17 protein-coding genes are annotated in these 15,300 nt (G+C 61.8%); 8 read left to right on the top strand and 9 right to left on the bottom strand.

Translation table 11 applies throughout. The features are described 5' to 3' along the window. Nucleotide 1: 1 nt before the first annotated feature. From dhaL to ACMGE0_RS22910, 6 genes are read left to right on the top strand one after another with little or no spacing between them, the layout of a single operon-like run. Nucleotides 2-616 (top strand): dihydroxyacetone kinase subunit DhaL, encoded by a 615-nt coding sequence (dhaL, locus tag ACMGE0_RS22885; protein ID WP_436818197.1) that lies wholly within the window; start codon nt 2-4, stop codon nt 614-616. Next, nucleotides 613-1,014: a dihydroxyacetone kinase phosphoryl donor subunit DhaM gene (gene dhaM / locus ACMGE0_RS22890; RefSeq protein ID WP_436818198.1), complete on the top strand. Its 402-nt coding sequence runs from the start codon at nt 613-615 to the stop codon at nt 1,012-1,014. Before dhaL ends, dhaM begins: the two co-directional genes overlap by 4 nt. After that, nucleotides 1,011-1,355 carry an HPr family phosphocarrier protein gene (locus ACMGE0_RS22895; RefSeq protein ID WP_289672494.1) on the top strand — a complete coding sequence of 115 codons (345 nt, stop codon included), beginning with the start codon at nt 1,011-1,013 and terminating at the stop codon, nt 1,353-1,355. The genes dhaM and ACMGE0_RS22895 overlap by 4 nt, the downstream gene beginning before the upstream one ends. Further along, on the top strand, nt 1,339-2,919 hold the full coding sequence (locus ACMGE0_RS22900; RefSeq protein WP_436818199.1) for a putative PEP-binding protein: 1,581 nt from the start codon (nt 1,339-1,341) through the stop codon (nt 2,917-2,919). The genes ACMGE0_RS22895 and ACMGE0_RS22900 overlap by 17 nt, the downstream gene beginning before the upstream one ends. Before the next feature lies 1 nt (nt 2,920). Beyond that, nucleotides 2,921-3,331 (top strand): hypothetical protein, encoded by a 411-nt coding sequence (locus tag ACMGE0_RS22905; protein WP_436818200.1) that lies wholly within the window; start codon nt 2,921-2,923, stop codon nt 3,329-3,331. 60 nt (nt 3,332-3,391) lie between these two features. Beyond that, nucleotides 3,392-4,384, top strand: coding sequence for a dihydroxyacetone kinase subunit DhaK (locus tag ACMGE0_RS22910; protein WP_436818201.1), 993 nt, complete (start codon nt 3,392-3,394; stop codon nt 4,382-4,384). A gap of 236 nt (nt 4,385-4,620) precedes the next feature. Here the strand turns inward: ACMGE0_RS22910 and ACMGE0_RS22915 are convergent, their stop codons facing one another. The 5 genes from ACMGE0_RS22915 to ACMGE0_RS22935 are packed head-to-tail and all read right to left on the bottom strand — an operon-like array spanning nt 4,621 to nt 8,325. Then, the gene (locus ACMGE0_RS22915; protein ID WP_436818202.1) at nt 4,621-5,454 is read right to left on the bottom strand and encodes an amino acid ABC transporter ATP-binding protein; all 834 of its coding nucleotides are present in this window, start codon (nt 5,452-5,454) and stop codon (nt 4,621-4,623) included. Next, nucleotides 5,451-6,104, bottom strand: coding sequence for an amino acid ABC transporter permease (locus ACMGE0_RS22920; protein WP_436818203.1), 654 nt, complete (start codon nt 6,102-6,104; stop codon nt 5,451-5,453). The genes ACMGE0_RS22915 and ACMGE0_RS22920 overlap by 4 nt, the downstream gene beginning before the upstream one ends. Next, on the bottom strand, nt 6,101-6,868 hold the full coding sequence (locus ACMGE0_RS22925) for an AroM family protein (RefSeq protein WP_436818204.1): 768 nt from the start codon (nt 6,866-6,868) through the stop codon (nt 6,101-6,103). Before ACMGE0_RS22925 ends, ACMGE0_RS22920 begins: the two co-directional genes overlap by 4 nt. Beyond that, on the bottom strand, nt 6,865-7,512 hold the full coding sequence (locus tag ACMGE0_RS22930; RefSeq protein ID WP_436818205.1) for an amino acid ABC transporter permease: 648 nt from the start codon (nt 7,510-7,512) through the stop codon (nt 6,865-6,867). Before ACMGE0_RS22930 ends, ACMGE0_RS22925 begins: the two co-directional genes overlap by 4 nt. Nucleotides 7,513-7,527: 15 nt before the next feature. Continuing rightward, nucleotides 7,528-8,325 (bottom strand): substrate-binding periplasmic protein, encoded by a 798-nt coding sequence (locus ACMGE0_RS22935; protein WP_436818206.1) that lies wholly within the window; start codon nt 8,323-8,325, stop codon nt 7,528-7,530. 218 nt (nt 8,326-8,543) lie between these two features. On the opposite strand from ACMGE0_RS22935, the gene ACMGE0_RS22940 reads away from it, so the two are divergent. Then, nucleotides 8,544-9,473 carry a LysR family transcriptional regulator gene (locus ACMGE0_RS22940; RefSeq protein WP_436818207.1) on the top strand — a complete coding sequence of 310 codons (930 nt, stop codon included), beginning with the start codon at nt 8,544-8,546 and terminating at the stop codon, nt 9,471-9,473. Nucleotides 9,474-9,585: 112 nt separating this feature from the next. Beyond that, on the top strand, nt 9,586-10,956 hold the full coding sequence (locus ACMGE0_RS22945; protein WP_436818208.1) for an amidase: 1,371 nt from the start codon (nt 9,586-9,588) through the stop codon (nt 10,954-10,956). Between the two features lie 21 nt (nt 10,957-10,977). On the opposite strand, the gene ACMGE0_RS22950 is transcribed toward ACMGE0_RS22945, so the two are convergent. The 4 genes from ACMGE0_RS22950 to ACMGE0_RS22965 are packed head-to-tail and all read right to left on the bottom strand — an operon-like array spanning nt 10,978 to nt 15,268. Further along, on the bottom strand, nt 10,978-11,985 hold the full coding sequence (locus ACMGE0_RS22950; RefSeq protein WP_436818209.1) for an AbrB family transcriptional regulator: 1,008 nt from the start codon (nt 11,983-11,985) through the stop codon (nt 10,978-10,980). A 41-nt stretch (nt 11,986-12,026) separates the two neighbouring features. Next, nucleotides 12,027-13,439 carry an amidase gene (locus ACMGE0_RS22955; RefSeq protein WP_436818210.1) on the bottom strand — a complete coding sequence of 471 codons (1,413 nt, stop codon included), beginning with the start codon at nt 13,437-13,439 and terminating at the stop codon, nt 12,027-12,029. 21 nt (nt 13,440-13,460) lie between these two features. Beyond that, nucleotides 13,461-14,348, bottom strand: coding sequence for an ABC transporter permease (locus tag ACMGE0_RS22960; RefSeq protein ID WP_436818211.1), 888 nt, complete (start codon nt 14,346-14,348; stop codon nt 13,461-13,463). 2 nt (nt 14,349-14,350) lie between these two features. Next, nucleotides 14,351-15,268: an ABC transporter permease gene (locus tag ACMGE0_RS22965; protein WP_436818212.1), complete on the bottom strand. Its 918-nt coding sequence runs from the start codon at nt 15,266-15,268 to the stop codon at nt 14,351-14,353. Between the last annotated feature and the right edge of the window lie 32 nt (nt 15,269-15,300).

The raw sequence follows: 15,300 nt of genomic DNA on the forward strand, positions 1-15,300 counted from the left end.
GGTGCAGGCAGAACCGGTTCTTGTCGCGGGATTGATCGAAGCCTGCCGCGCAACGATCGCGGCAAACAGCGACCATCTCTGTGGGCTTGATCGCGCGATCGGTGACGGCGATCACGGAACGAACATGCGCCGCGGCTGCGAAGCAGTCAGTGCGGAGGAAGCCTTCGTTTCGCTGCTCCCCTTGCCGGACGCGCTTGAAAAAATTGGGCTGACGCTCGTGATGAACATCGGCGGAGCGGCAGGCCCGCTTTACGGGACGCTGCTTATGGAGATAGGTCGCGAGCTCCGCGCACTCGACGGCAAACAGGATTTCCCCTCGGTACTGAAGCAGGCGATTGACGCGGTCGCGCGTCGCGGCCGCTCACATGCCGGGGACAAGACCCTTCTCGATGTCCTGTATCCGGTCCACGACGCACTCGCACACCGCTTGCCTTTGACGGATATTGCACGTCAGGCCGCACTTTCCGCCGAGTTGACCGCTGCGATGAAGGCCATGCGCGGGCGCGCCGCCTATCTTGGAGACAGGTCAATCGGCCATGTTGATCCGGGCGCCTCAAGTTGTGCGCTCCTGACAGCCGCGATCTGCCGCTACCTTGAGGAGTACCGCCCGGTATGAATGGGAAAACGCCAAACGTTGGGATTGTAATCGTTTCCCACTCGCCGCTGATCGCGCGTGGGACTGCCGACATGGTGCGGCAGATGGCCGGCGACAGCGTGCCGCTTGCCTGGTCCGGTGGCAACCGCCATGGCGAGCTTGGCACGGATGCCGGCGGCATTCTCAAGGCCATCGAGGAGGCCTGGTCGGAAGCGGGCGTCGCCGTCTTCGTCGACCTGGGTGGGGCTGAGACAAACAGCGAGATGGCAATCGAGATGCTCGGCCCGCCGCGATCGCAAAAGGTATCGATCTGCAACGCCCCTGTCGTGGAGGGAGCCGTCATCGCAGCGGCCGAGGCCTCTGGTGGCGCACCGCTAAGCAGGGTGGTTGCAACGGCAGAGGAACTGTCGCCCCGATGAGTGGCGGATTGCGAATAGGAAGCCGGGAGGCCGAGCAGGTGCATGCCAGTTGTCAGACTGAGGTCGAGGTCAAGCACGGCGTGGGACTACATGCCCGGCCTTCCGTCACGTTCACGCGGCTGGCAAAATCGTTTCCTTGCTCTATTGAAGTCGCGGTCAACGGCAGCGACATCTGGCTGAACGGCAAGAGCATCATCAAGATCATGGGTGCGAGAATCCGAAAGGGTTCGGTCATCAAGATCCGCGCCGATGGAATCCTCGCCGAAGAAGCGATCCGTGCGCTGAAGGACCTCGTCGAGCGCAACTTCGATGAGGAAAAGAAGCATGGCCGCACCGCTTAGATTGAAAGCCACAAGCGCATCGCCAGGCGTTGCAACCGGGCCTGCCTATATAGCGGAGCCGCTGGCCGCCGCCGCGTCACAGCCATCAAGCCTTTCCGGACATGCCGAACTCGGCAATGCGATCAAAACAGCCATCCGCGAGCTACAGAACCTCGCGGCCGGACCAGATCTCGAGGGCATGGATATCATCGAGTTTCAGATCGAAGTCCTGCAGGATCCGATTTTGACGGAAATGGCTGGCGCGCGGATCGACACAGGCGAGAACGTCGCATTCGCATGGGCCGGAACGCTGGACGGCTACATCCGTGAACTGGAATGCTCGGAAGAGGAGCGATTGCGGGCGCGCGCCGTCGACATTCTCGACATCAAGAACCGCGTCCTATCGGTTCTCACGGGGACGTCGCTCGACGACTTTCCGGCCGGGTCCATCTATGTCGGAAGGGACATGGAACCGAGTCGCTTCCTCGCTCATGACTGGTCGGCAGGTGGCGGTATCGCCCTTTATGCCGGCAGCGCCGTCGGCCATGTCGCCCTGCTTGCCAAATCCCGGTCTGTTCCGATGGTAGTCGGCGTCGGCCAGTTCACGACAGAGGGGCGCCAGCACATAGAGGTCGATGGCGATTCAGGTGTCGTCGTCCTTCAAACGGCCAAGGAGAACGCAACGCCGGCCCAGTTCGGCCATCCGGCGATAAGCACGGCACCGATAGCCGATAACGGTAGTCTGCGCACGGCCGACGGTTCGCAGGTACTGTTGTCCATCAACGTCAACACTCCGGATGAAGTCGATTCGATCCCTGCCGCAGCAACCGCCGGCATCGGGCTGATGCGCTCGGAATTCGCGGTGACGTCCCTCAGTGATGCTGCAAACGAAGAAAAGCAATTCGCGATCTACCGCCGGCTCCTGGATTGGGCGGATGGCCGAGCGGTAACGGTCCGTATGCTGGACATCGGTGGTGACAAGCCGCTCGCCGGCCTCACCGGAGCGACTTCCTTGCGTGGCGTCCGCCTTCTCCTCGCACGGCCGGAAATTGCGCGTGTTCAAGCCCGCGCGCTCCTGCGCGCAGGAGCCTTCGGCAATCTCCGTGTCATGCTGCCGATGGTGACTTTTCCGTCCGAGATCGACGATCTGCGGCAAATCTATCGTGAAGAAGCCAGTGAGCTTGCGCGCCGCGGCGTGCCGCACAGCATCCCGCCGATCGGAATGATGGTAGAGGTTCCGGCTGCAGCGCTCATGCTCGACCGGTTCGAAAGCGCAGACTTCTTTTCGTTCGGCACAAACGACCTTACGCAATATCTTTTCGCTTCGGCACGCGAGGATGCCGACTTCGCTCCTCATCAAGGCCGCACTGTGCCGGCCGTGCTGCGCCTGCTGTCGCAGGCCGTGAAGCTTGCCGGCGGCAAGCCGGTCAGCATCTGCGGCGACATGGCCAGCGATCCATCCCGGACCGCAGATCTTCTTGCCGCAGGCATACGTCATTTTTCCGTGGCGGCAGCTCGACTTCCCGCGATAAGATCGGCAATCATCGGTCTGAATGCCGATGGGACAAAGGCAGCCGGAGAATAAGATGGCGCGCGAAGACACCGAAGACGCCATTATCGCCTACAAGTCCATTCTGGCGCAAATCATCGACAACCGGCCGTCCGGAACACGTCAGCGGCTGGCCATGGAACTGGGCAAGCACCGCAGCTTCGTCACGCAGATAACAAGCCCGGCCTATGCGACGCCGCTTCCTGCCCGGCACCTCGCGACGATCTTCCGGGTATGCCATTTCAGCGGCGCCGAACAGGAGCGTTTTCTGCACGCTTACCAGGCCGCTCATCCCGGTAAACTGCCGGAGCTTGGCACCTCGGACAAGCTGCGGCACCTTTCGCTGATGGTCCCCGATTTCGGCGACGAGCGACGCAACCGGCTGCTGGAGGAAGCAATCGCGGATCTTGTGCTGAAGATTACAGCACTTTCCCGACCGCCGGAGTGAACATGGGCATTGCACATGGGGCAACAGGACTGAGATGATCATCGCCTTGGGAGGGGCTTGATGAAGAAATTCATGAACACGGCGGAGACCATGGTCGCTGAAAGCATGGAAGGCTTTGTGCGCGCCCATGAGAAATTCGTTGCGTTCGGCATCGACCGCAAATGCATACGCCGTCGCCACTTGGTTCCCGGAAAGGTCGCGATCATCTCGGGCGGCGGCGCAGGTCACGAGCCAATGCACATCGGCTTTGTCGGTCACGGCATGCTCGATGCCGCCTGTGTCGGGCATATTTTTACATCTCCGACGCCAAGCCAGATCGTCAGCGCGATAGAGGAAACAGACACGGGCGCCGGATGCCTGCTGGTCGTGAAGAATTATGACGGCGACGTGATGAACTTCGAAATGGCGGCAGAGATGGCGGCCGGCCGGCATAGCATTGAAATCGTTCTTGCCTGCGACGACATCGAAACGGTGAGAGCCGGCGAGGGTCGCGGGCGGCGCGGCGTTGCCGGTACTCTTATCACAGAAAGGCTGCTTGGCGCCGCAGCAGAGCAGGGTGCGCCGCTCGCCGAACTGAAGGCCATCGGCGACAGCCTCTCGCCACGCATTCGATCGATGGGCGTCGCTCTGACTGGTGTAGCGGTGCCGCACACGCAGCGCACAACGTTCACGCTCGGATCGAACGAGATGGAAATGGGCGTCGGCATTCACGGGGAGCCGGGGCATTCAAGAGAGCCCTTCGCCAAAGCCGACGCGATCGTCAGACATCTAAGCGAAGCAATCGTCAACGACATCAGGCAGGCCACGGATAAAGGATTGTTACTCGTCAACGGACTTGGCGGCACGCCACCAGCCGAACTCTATCTCGCCTACAATATTGCTCACGACTTCATGGTCGAGCACGGCCTGCGGATCCAGCGCTCGCTTGTCGGCACTTATGCCACCTCGCTCGACATGCAGGGTCTTTCCGTCACGCTCGCTTTCCTCAGCGACGAGGAGTTTTCTCTGTGGGATTCGCCCGTTTCAACCGCTGCATTGCGCTGGGGCTGCTAGCTGATGGTAAGCCGTGCGAGTATTCCTCCACCCGGGAGAAAATGCCGCATACCGTCGCGACCAAGCGCCTTCCTTACCGCAGTCACTCGGAGAGGATCGTAGTTTTAGCGGTCCCATCGGGGAAAAGCTTGGTTGCAGGGGCAGGATTTGGGAGTTTTCTTTCCCGCTGCGTCGGCTTCGCCTCCTTGCCGGCCCCCCGCGTATCACAAGATCAAACATCCTATCCTGTCCTTCAGTCAAAGAGCCTGCTGCCGGGCATGGCGGAAAAAGCTCTGGACGCGTTCGGGCGCATCGTCCGAGAACATCGTCTCCGGCGAACCCCGGGACACGATCCGTCCGGCCTCCATGAAAACGATGTCGTCGGCCACCGTCCGGGCAAAACCTGTTTCATGGGTTACGACCAGCATGGTCATTCCGGCCTTGGCCAGCTCCTGCATCACTGCCAGAACCTCGCGCGACAGTTCGGGATCGAGCGCCGATGTCGCCTCGTCGAAGAGCATGACTTTCGGCTGCATGGCGAGGGCACGCGCGATGGCGACCCGCTGCTGCTGGCCACCGGAAAGCTGCGAGGGCAAGGCATTTTCCCGATGCGAAAGCCCGACCCTGGCGAGAAGCGCACTCGCCCTTTCCTGCGCTTCGGCGCGGCTGCAAAGCCCGGCGGAAACCGGAGCAAAGGCGACATTGGCAAGCGCGCTCAGGTTGGCGAACAGATTGAACCGCTGGAAAACCATTCCCGTACGCCGGCGATGGTCTCGCAGAATACGTTCGCTGGCCGGATAGAGCCGCCCGCCGCTTTCCTCGCGACCGACCAGTTCGCCATCCACCCAAACCTCCCCGGCCACGGGCGTTGCGAGATAGTTGACGCAGCGCAGCAGGGTGGTCTTTCCCGAGCCGCTCGGCCCGACCAGCGCCGTCGTCGTCCCTTCGCGCACGGCAAGGTCGATGCCTTTGAGAATATCGTGAGCACCATACGAAAGATGCAGGTCGCGCAGCTCGACGGCAATTCCGGGATCGGGCCTCTGCGGCCAGGAGCGTGGCCGCGGGCGAGTGTGGATCTCCGGCGCGCTCATGCTGCGGCTGCCTTGCGCGTCAGCTGCTTTTCAAGCGCTATCAGGGCGATATTGATGACAGCGTAGATACCGCCGGCGAGCGCCACCATCAGCAACGGGCTGGCTCCCGAATAGATATAGGCGCTGGCCGTGCTCATGATCTCGCTGACGGAAATCGCCGATGCGAGTGAGGTTTCCTTGAAAAGCACGGTCGTACGGCCGACGAATGGTCCCGCCGCGATACGGATGACCTGCGGCACGACCACGCCTGTTGCAAAGGGCAAAGGCGGTATGCCCAGCGCCCTCGCCGCCTCGAACTGGCCGCGCGGAACGCCTTCGTAGCCGGCCCGGAAGATCTCGAAATAATAGGCCGTCGCAAAGAATACGAAAGCAATGATCGCCGCCGTCATGGGGCTGATGGCGCGGCCCATCATGGTCGAGCCGTAAAAGGCCAGAAACAGCAGGATGAGCGGCGGCGTGGTCTGCGCCAGCCAGCTATAGATATGCACCAGAAGGCCGACTGACCTGTGGGCGCAGATATCGACGACGCATAGCAACGCCCCCAGAATTGTGGACAGGACACAGCTCGTCGCCAGCAGGATGAACGCATTGAGCAATGCCTGGCCGAAGACCGGGAATCCGTCGGAGACGGCTGTCATGAAGGTACTCATGACCTTGTCTCCTCGTCTGTGGCGGGAAGAAGATTGAGCGCCATGCCGACGGAGGCCGATGCGGCGGTTATGACCGGAACACCAAGACGTGCCGACAGGGCATCTCCCCCACCGACGGCGGCGCCATAGGCCCAGACCAGCACGATATCCGGAGAGAGCATCGTGAGTTCCGCGCCCGCGGCATCGATATCGCCTCCGTGACCGCAGAAAACCAGATCGAGACTCCGCGCCCAGGGCTTTGCCGCCCAGCCCGCTTTCTGCTGATCGCGCTGTCTGTCGCCATAGACCAGCATGGCGACTTTCGCCGATGGCCTGGTCATCGAAAGAGCGTGGGCATAGGACGACAGGGCCAGCGGCGGAAAGATCACCGGTCTTGTCGAAACGAAACTGCCGTCGGGAAACTCCTCCGCGGCGCAAACGACTGTCAGATCGACATTTTCGTTAGTTTCGAGTTCCCGGATCGATGCCTGAACCGGCCCGATGAAGCTGTCGCGGTCGAACCATTTGGCCGTCCAGCCCGCGCCGAGCGGTCCCCGGGCGCCGTTTTCGCGTATATTCGAGCGGATGGCGGGAGCGCCGTCGCGCGCCGACATCGCATCCAGTTTGTCCGGCCCCAGCCCTTCAAGGGCATGACGCCAGACGATCCCGATATCCCTGCCGGCTTTTGCCAGCAGCTCTCTGTGAAACGTATCGAGGTCGGGCCTTGGCCCCTGCCCGAGGCTGATGAATCCGACGCGTGGTTTTGAGCGGTTTGCGGTCGTCATGGATGGCTCCACCGGCGTGCCGAGACGCGCGCCGCAAGGGCAAGCACGCTGCCGAGCAGGATGTAGATAGCCGCCGTTGACAGCAGTATCTCGAAGGGCCGATAGGTCTCGGAAACGATCTCGTTGGCGATCGCCGTCAGTTCCGGAATGGTGATGATGGAGGCGACGGACGTTCCCTTCAGAACAAGCGTGGCATTGGAGAGCCACGTGGGGACGATGACGCGCAGGGCCTGCGGATAGATCACGCGACCCCAGATCAGCCATGCGGGCAGACCGAGCGCGCCGGCCGCTTCATATTGCCCGCTATCGACGGATTTGAGCCCGGCCCGGAGGATTTCCATCGTATAGGCGACCGCCGAAAGCGTCAGCCCGACCAGCGCCGTAGCGAGAGCGGGCAGGACTATCCCGATCTGCGGCAGACCGTAATAGACCAGGAACAGGATCACCAGGGTGGGGATTGCGCGCATCAACGTGCTGGCTGCGGCGAGACCTCGCGATAGCGGCGTTTCGCGCCGCAGCCCGCTGACGGCCAGGGGAATGGCGATCAGGGTCGACAGAACCAGGGTGGCGAGGGTCAGCCAGGCCGTCGTCCAGGCTGCCCGCAACAATGCGGGCAGGTTCTCCATAAGAAACGCGAAATCCATCGCCGCCAATCCGGATCAGTTGCTGCCGATCCACTCTTTCTCCAGCGTGGCAAGTTCGCCGCTATCCTTCAGGCGCTTTAGTTCCGTATTGACCGCCTCAAGCAGTTCCGGCTGGCTGCGGCTGACGATCAGCGCATGCGTATAGGGCGATACGCCATCGACCGCGAAACCGGGCTTGAGCACCTTCAGCGCTGCGTCTTCCTTCGCGTGCTGGCTCGCGGTCACATAATTGATCGCGATTGCATCGATGCGGCCATTCTTGAGATCGAGAATCTCCTCGGCAATGCCGGGATAGGTCGTGATGGTGATATCGGATCCGAAAATGTCGGCGAGCAGCTTGTTCTCCTGACCGCCGCGAACCGCACCCACCGTCTTGCCCTTCGCGTCCGCAACGGTCGTGATCGTCGTTTCACCGGCCTTGACCAGCAGCGTCGAGAAATTCTCGATCGTCGGTTCGGTCATGTAGAGATCAGGCGATGCGAGACGCTGGGGCGTGCGCGCGGTGGCCGAGCAGATCATGTCGAAACGGCCGGCCTTCAGGCCAGGGATGGTCGCCGAAAAATCCACGCGCACGAATTCGGTTTTCAGTTCCAGCCCTTCGGCGATCCTGCGGCAAAGCTCTACATCGAAGCCCGTCAGCTTGCCGTCGGTGCCGACGGTGGTCATCGGCGGAGCGTTGCCGGTCGTGGCGATCGTGATGGTGCCGGATGTGGCCAGCTTTTCGGCATAGGACGGTCCGGCGGCATGTGCAGGCGCCACAGCGAATGCGCAAAGCATGAAAGGAACGGCGAAGCCGGGCATTCTCAGGTTCATGACGAGTTTTCCTCTGATTGTCGTTGAGGAGCCAGCATTATCCTTGCGACCGCCATGCGGAAATCGACCGGCGCCGTTTGCTCACGGGCGCGATTGGACCGCAGGCAGCCCCGCCCCGTCCAATATTTTCCTTCTATATTTTCATAGGAAAATACCTATGGTGTGCGAGGGGCCGAACAACCGCGCCCCTGCGCCGTCCAACCGCCGGTGGATCCGCGATGAATCCGAACCTTCGTCACCTTGAGGTCTTTCGCCTTTTCTCACGCGTCATGAGCGTAACCGAAACGGCACGTCTTCTGCGCATCACCCAGCCCTCGGTCAGCCAGGCGTTGCGCGATCTCGAAAACCAGCTGGGACTGGAGCTTATCATTCGCGGCCAGGGGCCGCTGAAGCTGACGGCCAATGCGGACCTTCTGCTGAAGAACATGGAAGATGTTCTGGACAACATGCAGGCGCTGCGCGAGCGGGCCGCACGATTGCGTGGCGAGCAGGACAACAGCCTCGCCATCGCGTCGGTACATCCCCTCACCGGCTGGATGCTGCCCCAGGCGCTTGCACGGCTCAAGAACAGCCATCCCCATACCCGCATCGGCCTCGAGGCCTATTCCAGCCGCGAGGTGATAAAGCACGTCCAGGACCGCACCGCCGATATCGGTTTCACATTCCTGCCGGTCGAGAATCCGGACATGGTCGTCCGGCCGCTGATGACGACGGAAATGGTCTGCCTGCTGCCGAAAAACCACGCACTGGCAGGGAGCGTGCAACTTACCCCTGAAACGCTCGAGAACGAAACCATCATCACGTTCGGCCAGCAGGTGCGTCAGGAATTCGATGTCCGCCTCGCCTTCGACAATGGCAACGAGGCAGGCCGCTTTCTGACGACGAACCTCTCGGTCGTATCCGCCGATCTTGTGCGGCAGGGCCTGGGGATAGCCATTACATTGCCCTTCGTTCTGACCCCCAGAATGACGCAGGACATCGCCGTTTCCGCCTTCAGACCGGAAATCCGCCGTTCACTTGTCGCCATCTATCTCAGGAAGCCGGGCCTTTCGACGCTGGGCAAGGCGTTCCTGGCGCAGGTGCGGGAGGAAAACCGCAACTTTGCCGCACATCTGGACGCGCTCGGCGTTTTCGTCAAACCCGGCTGAGCGCCGGCATTAGCGATCACCTATACAAATATCCGCCTTTCTTATTGGACAGGACCCGGTCGGGGGGAGCAGCCTTGTCACGATGTAATCCTGCATGCCTTGAGGAAATACGATGACCGAACCCTTATGGACCCTTTCCGCAACCAGTCTGCGTGACGCCTACAGAGCCGGGACGCTGCGGCCCGGTGACGTTCTGGAAGCGGTTCTGGAACGCAACGCCGTTGTTGACCCGCGCCTCAACCTGTTTGCGACGCTGGATGTGGAAGGCGCGCGCGCGGCGGCGGCCGAAAGCGATGCACGCTTCGAACGCGGCGAGCCGCTCGGCGATTTGGACGGTATCCCCGTGACCATCAAGGACAATATTCACGTCAAGGGGCTGCGTTGCGCCTGGGGCAGCAATCTCTACCTCGATCAGATTTCCGAAGAGGACGAGTTGCCGGTCGCGCGCCTTCGCGCCCAGGGCGCCGTCATTCTCGGCAAGACCAATGTTTCCGAATTCACGCTCGGTCGCGGTAATGTCAGCACGCTGGCCTTCGGAACCACACGCAATCCTTGGAACCCGGAACTGACGAGCGGCGCATCGACCGGCGGCGGCGCAGCAGCAACCGCAGCGGGTGTTGCCCCCATTGCATTCGGCACCGATGGCGGTGGATCGATCCGCCGTCCTGCCGCCCATAACGGCCTTGTCGGGCTGAAGCCCTCGACCGGCCGCGTTGCCCGTATCAACGGTCTGCCGCCGATCCTGCATGATTTCGAGATCATCGGGCCGATCGCCCGTACGACGGCCGATCTGGCGATGGCCCTTTCCGCGACAGAAGGCCCGGACGCGCATGACAGGCTTTCATTCGGCTTCACCAAAGGTAAAATCGAACCGGTCCGCAAGGGTCTGAAGGTGCTCTATGTACCGCAGCTTGCCGATATGAAGGTGGAGGAGCCGATCCGCATTTCCTGCGCCCGGGCCGCGGAAAATCTGGCGACACTCGGCTTCGAGCTCGATACGGGCGAAGCGCCGTTCGACGTAGCCCTGTTCGAGAAACACTGGCCATCTATCGGTGGATCGGGCCTTGCCTGGCTTCTGAAGGACACGAATTGGGAAGGCAGGATCGGGGCGGCGTACCCGCCGATGATTGAGAAGGGAAAATCGCTTTCCGCCATCGATTATGTCGATGCGCTCATGGCGTTCCGCACGATCTACGCCCAGCTTGCCGTCGCTTTCGAGACATACGATTTCATCATGACGCCTTCGGCGGGCGCCATGCCGTGGAAGGCGGAAGAGTTCGGCCCTCCCTACCACCGCGCTTTCACGGGCTTCGTGAATTCTGCCGGTCTGCCGGGCATCAGCATACCATGCGATCCTGCCGAAGACGGCATGCCCATCGGCTTCCAGTTGATTGCTCCCTTTGGGAAGGACTGGGATCTGGTGTCGGTTGCCGCGCTCTACGAGCAGAACCATCCGTGGGCCGACCGCCGCCCGCAAATCTGACGGATCGGGCGCGGTGGCAACTCAGTCGCCGCGCCTCAAACCCGCCGTCCAGAGCGGGCTCAGCAGCATAAGCCCGACAAGCCGGATCAGGTGATGCCCGCTGACGAAACCGGGATCGAGGTTGAGAGCGAAAGCGAGAACCGTCATCGCCTCGACGCCGCCGGGCGCAAAGGCCAACCATACCTCGTTGAACGGCAGACCTGTCAGAAACGAAGCCAGCGCCGCAAAAATCGCCGCAATGACAATCGCCGCAGCGATGCTTCCCATCGCAGGCCGCAGCACGGCAACGATGGCCATTGGATCCGTTCCGCGCAGGCGCGCACCGATAGCCGAGCCGACGATCACATAGGCGGCGATCAATGCGGCTCCGGGCAATACGCCGGAAACCACCCCGGTGGCATGGAGAATGCCGCTGCCGAGAAGAGCGCCCAGCAATAACCCTCCCGGAATGCGCAACCGTGCGCAGACCAGCCCGCCGGCGCATGCAGCGGCAAGCATCAGGAAAATACCGCCCGGACCGGCCAGGGTCGCATGTACCTTTTCAGGAGGGGCCGGGCTGACAAGGAGCAGGACCGGCACGAGAGAAACCAGCACAATCTGGCGAAGCGTCTGGCTGACCGTGATCCGCATCAGGTCGCCGCGGCTGTCGCTTGCTATGGCCAGAACTGCCGAGAGTGCTCCGGGCACCGAACTGAGGCGGGCCGAGGCACTGTCCCAATTATGCCGCCGCGCCAGATATTGCGTGCCGACCACCATCGTCGCGATGACCGACAGTGCAAGCAGGATAATGCTGACGGGCCATTTTTCCAGCTTGCCCAGCATTTCAGGAGAAAGCACCGCCCCCATCGACGCCCCGAGCAGAATAAAGGCCACACTGCGCAGCCGATCGGGAATCTTGAGCGGGCGCCCTGCAAAAACCGCGACAATGACCGCGATCATCGACCCGCACAGCCAGCCGGCCGGCATGCCTGCCAGCTCCAGAAGCCCCCCGCCGGCGGCCCCGATGGCAAGGGTTTCCGCGACGCGCATCCAAAAGCTGCGGTCGTAAAGGCCCGACAATTTTCCTGCCATTACCGTACAGCCAGTTCCGGCCAGCGATTCGCCCAGGGATGCGCCTGTTCGAACGATGCCGCGAGATCGAGAAGTGCGTCATCCGCGCCGAATGCTGCGACGGCCTGCAAGCCGGCCGGCATGCCGCCGGCTCCCGGACCGGCAGGGATTGAAATGCCGGGATGACCACAGGCATTCACCCAATTGGTGAAGACCGCATGGCCTCGCGGACCTGCTTCCTTCCCGTCGATGACCGGCGGGAACTGGGAGTCGCGGGGCCAGGGATGTGCCGCCGATGCCGGCGTGAGAACCACGTCGAAATCCTCGAAAAGCCTTGCGGCAGCCACGCGAAATGCGTCGAGCGTTTCGATGAATGTCAGGTAGTTGGTCGCGGAAAGCTTCGCTCCGGCTTTCGCCTGCTCGGAAAACGGCGCAGAAACCAGTTGGTGGAACCGTGCGTCGAGCGCGGCCATCTTCGCGAGCCCGGTATTGGCAAGAATCGGCCAGCCGGCATTCACCGATGCGAGATCGAGCGGCAGCGGACCACGTTCGACCTCATGCCCGAGCGCTGCGAACCGGTCCGCGGCTCTTGCACACAGGGCGACGATTTCCGGATCGACCGGCGCATCCCCGAACCGCTCCACGAACAGGATACGCTTGCGTTCCGGCATTGCAGAGGCTGCGTCGATAGCCGGAAAGCCGAAAGAGCGCGGGTCCTCGGAATTCGCGCAGCCGATGACGCTCATGATGAGGCGGATGTCGTCGATCGTGCGGGCCAGCGGGCCGACAACCTCGCAATCGGCGAGAAGCGGCGGCAGGCCACCCTGGCGCGGAATGCGTCCGATCGATGGTTTGAGGCCGACAATCCCGACATAACCAGCAGGACGGCGGATCGACCCGCCGCCATCCGTTCCCAGAGAATACGGTACAAGCCCGGCGGCTACAGCCGCAACGGAGCCTCCGCTGGAGCCGCCCGGCGTCAGCGCCGGGTTCCAGGGGTTTCCGGTCGAGCCGAAAACCGCGTTTCCTGTGAAGCCCCGCAGCGTGAATTCCGGAACATTGGTCTTGCCGACGACAACCGCGCCCGCCTGGCGCAGAAGCCGTACCGGCAGTTCGTCTTCCGCAGCAATATAGTCGCGATACAGCTTCGTGCCCCAGACGCAGGGCATGCCCGCTACCAGAAGATTGTCCTTGATGGCGACCGGGATGCCGTCGAGCGGCCCGAGCGGTTTTCCGGTGGCAAAGCGCTCATCCGCCTGCCTGGCCGCCGCTCGCGCACCTTCGGCATCGACATGCACGAAGCAGTTCAGCTCGCCGTCCAGACGCCCGATACGATCGAGATAGTGCTCCAGAACGGCAATTGCAGACAGCGAGCCTTCCCGCAATGCGGCACCGAGCTGACGCAGGTTCAGGCGGTATATCGAGTCTTTCATATCTATGACCTGTCGATGCGATTACTGTGAGGAATCCGGAGCAAGCCAGGCACGAAGACCCTCGCCGAGGAACGTGATCCCGGCAACCAGAACCAACATTGCGAGACCGGGAATGTTCACCAGCCAGGATTCGAAGAAAACGAAATCCTTCGCCTCGGCGATCATCAGCCCCCAGGAGCTGTCCGGCGGACGGATGCCCAGCCCGAGGAAGGACAACGCAGCCTCGAGCAGGATCGCATGCGCCATTTCCAGCGTCCCCACGACGATCAACGGGCTGACGAGATTGGGAAGGATTTCCCCGATCATGATCCTGACATTGGAAAGGCCCGCCGCCCTGGCTGCAAGCACGAATTCGGCATTGCGCAAGCGCATCGTCAGGGATCGCGTCACGACAAGGAACTGATCCCAGAGGAAACAGGCGAGGATCAGCATCATCAGCGGCAGGGAATTACCGAAAAGACCCACCAGGGAGATCGCCACCAGCATCACGGGAAGACTGAGCCGCACGGTCAGCAGGAACATCACCGCCATATCGACGCGCCCGCCGAAATAGCCTCCCAGCAGGCCGAGTCCTATGCCCATGACGGCCGAAAGCACGATCGTTCCGAAGCCGACGAGCAGCGAAAGCCGCGCGCCATATATTAGGCGGCTGAGATAGTCGCGGCCGAGATGATCGGTGCCGAGAATATGATCCCACGTTCCGCCTTCCATGAAAACCGGCTGGACAAGGCGATTGGCGAGCGACTGTTCATAGGGCGAGTAAGGTGCGATCCACGGCGCCAGGATGGCGACCAGCGTTATGAAGCCGATAATCAAAACGCCGGCTGTAAGGCCCCAGCGCCCGACGGGAATACGTGGCCCTTTCCAGAGACGTGCCGCCGGAACGCTTCCGGTAATCCGAGAGTTCATGGTCATTCCAGTCTGATACGGGGATCGATCATCATATTGACGATATCGGCAAGCAGCGTCAGCACGACATAGGCCGCCGAAACGGCCAGCAGTGCGGCCTGCACCACCGGATAGTCATTCTGGTTGATGGCTTCCCACGTGAGATAACCGATCCCGTGAATTGCGAAGATGTTTTCCACCACCACGGAACCGCCGAGCAGAAAGCCGAACTGGACCGAGGCGACGGCCACGACCGGCACGAGCGTGTTGCGCAGGGCGTGTTGCAGATAGATCTGCCAGGGACGCAGCCCCTTGGCCCGCGCGGTGCGGATATATTCCGAACGCATGACCTCGATCATGCCGGCACGGGAAATACGGATGATGGCCGGCATCGAATAGAAGGCCAGCGCCATGGCCGGCATTACCAAATGCCGGACAGATCCTCCCCCCGAGATAGGCAGGACTGCAAACTGTATTCCAAGGACAAGGATCAGCAGGAAGCTCAACCAGAAAATCGGTGTCGAGACGCCGAGAAGAGCGATGAACAGGGCAATGCGATCGATGATGCTTCCGGGTGCGCGGCCCCCGGCCATTCCGAGCGGTATGGCGATGGCAAGCGCTATTGTAATGGCCATGGCTCCGAGCGAAAGCGTCGCTGGCAGGCGTTCGGCAATCAGCGAAAGCACCGGACTGCCATAATAGAAAGACGTGCCCACATCGCCCTGGAGCGCCTTGATGAGCCAGTTCCAGTATTGCACCGGCAGCGGCTTGTCCCAGCCATAGGTCTTGCGCAGGAATTCGACGTAGTCCGCGCCGCTTCCCTCGCCGGCCAGCGAGATCGCCAGGTCGCCCGACATTTTCAGCATGACGAAACTCATGAAGGAGATCGTCAGCATGACCAGTATGGCGAGACCCAGTCTGCGGGCTATGTAATAGGCCATCGGCATCTATCCCTGCATTGAACAATTCCGCC

It is taken from the genome of Neorhizobium descurainiae (genome assembly GCF_051400715.1).
Taxonomy (GTDB): Bacteria; Pseudomonadota; Alphaproteobacteria; order Rhizobiales; family Rhizobiaceae; genus Neorhizobium.

Coding starts and splice junctions, on each gene's coding strand:
- dhaM (WP_436818198.1), top strand. CDS start 613: ATGAATGGGAAAACGCCAAACGTTGGGATTGTAATCGTTTCCCACTCG.
- ACMGE0_RS22895 (WP_289672494.1), top strand. CDS start 1,011: ATGAGTGGCGGATTGCGAATAGGAAGCCGGGAGGCCGAGCAGGTGCAT.
- ACMGE0_RS22900 (WP_436818199.1), top strand. CDS start 1,339: ATGGCCGCACCGCTTAGATTGAAAGCCACAAGCGCATCGCCAGGCGTT.
- ACMGE0_RS22905 (WP_436818200.1), top strand. CDS start 2,921: ATGGCGCGCGAAGACACCGAAGACGCCATTATCGCCTACAAGTCCATT.
- ACMGE0_RS22910 (WP_436818201.1), top strand. CDS start 3,392: ATGAAGAAATTCATGAACACGGCGGAGACCATGGTCGCTGAAAGCATG.
- ACMGE0_RS22915 (WP_436818202.1), bottom strand. CDS start 5,454: ATGAGCGCGCCGGAGATCCACACTCGCCCGCGGCCACGCTCCTGGCCG.
- ACMGE0_RS22920 (WP_436818203.1), bottom strand. CDS start 6,104: ATGAGTACCTTCATGACAGCCGTCTCCGACGGATTCCCGGTCTTCGGC.
- ACMGE0_RS22925 (WP_436818204.1), bottom strand. CDS start 6,868: ATGACGACCGCAAACCGCTCAAAACCACGCGTCGGATTCATCAGCCTC.
- ACMGE0_RS22930 (WP_436818205.1), bottom strand. CDS start 7,512: ATGGATTTCGCGTTTCTTATGGAGAACCTGCCCGCATTGTTGCGGGCA.
- ACMGE0_RS22935 (WP_436818206.1), bottom strand. CDS start 8,325: ATGAACCTGAGAATGCCCGGCTTCGCCGTTCCTTTCATGCTTTGCGCA.
- ACMGE0_RS22940 (WP_436818207.1), top strand. CDS start 8,544: ATGAATCCGAACCTTCGTCACCTTGAGGTCTTTCGCCTTTTCTCACGC.
- ACMGE0_RS22945 (WP_436818208.1), top strand. CDS start 9,586: ATGACCGAACCCTTATGGACCCTTTCCGCAACCAGTCTGCGTGACGCC.
- ACMGE0_RS22950 (WP_436818209.1), bottom strand. CDS start 11,985: ATGCGCGTCGCGGAAACCCTTGCCATCGGGGCCGCCGGCGGGGGGCTT.
- ACMGE0_RS22955 (WP_436818210.1), bottom strand. CDS start 13,439: ATGAAAGACTCGATATACCGCCTGAACCTGCGTCAGCTCGGTGCCGCA.
- ACMGE0_RS22960 (WP_436818211.1), bottom strand. CDS start 14,348: ATGAACTCTCGGATTACCGGAAGCGTTCCGGCGGCACGTCTCTGGAAA.
- ACMGE0_RS22965 (WP_436818212.1), bottom strand. CDS start 15,268: ATGGCCTATTACATAGCCCGCAGACTGGGTCTCGCCATACTGGTCATG.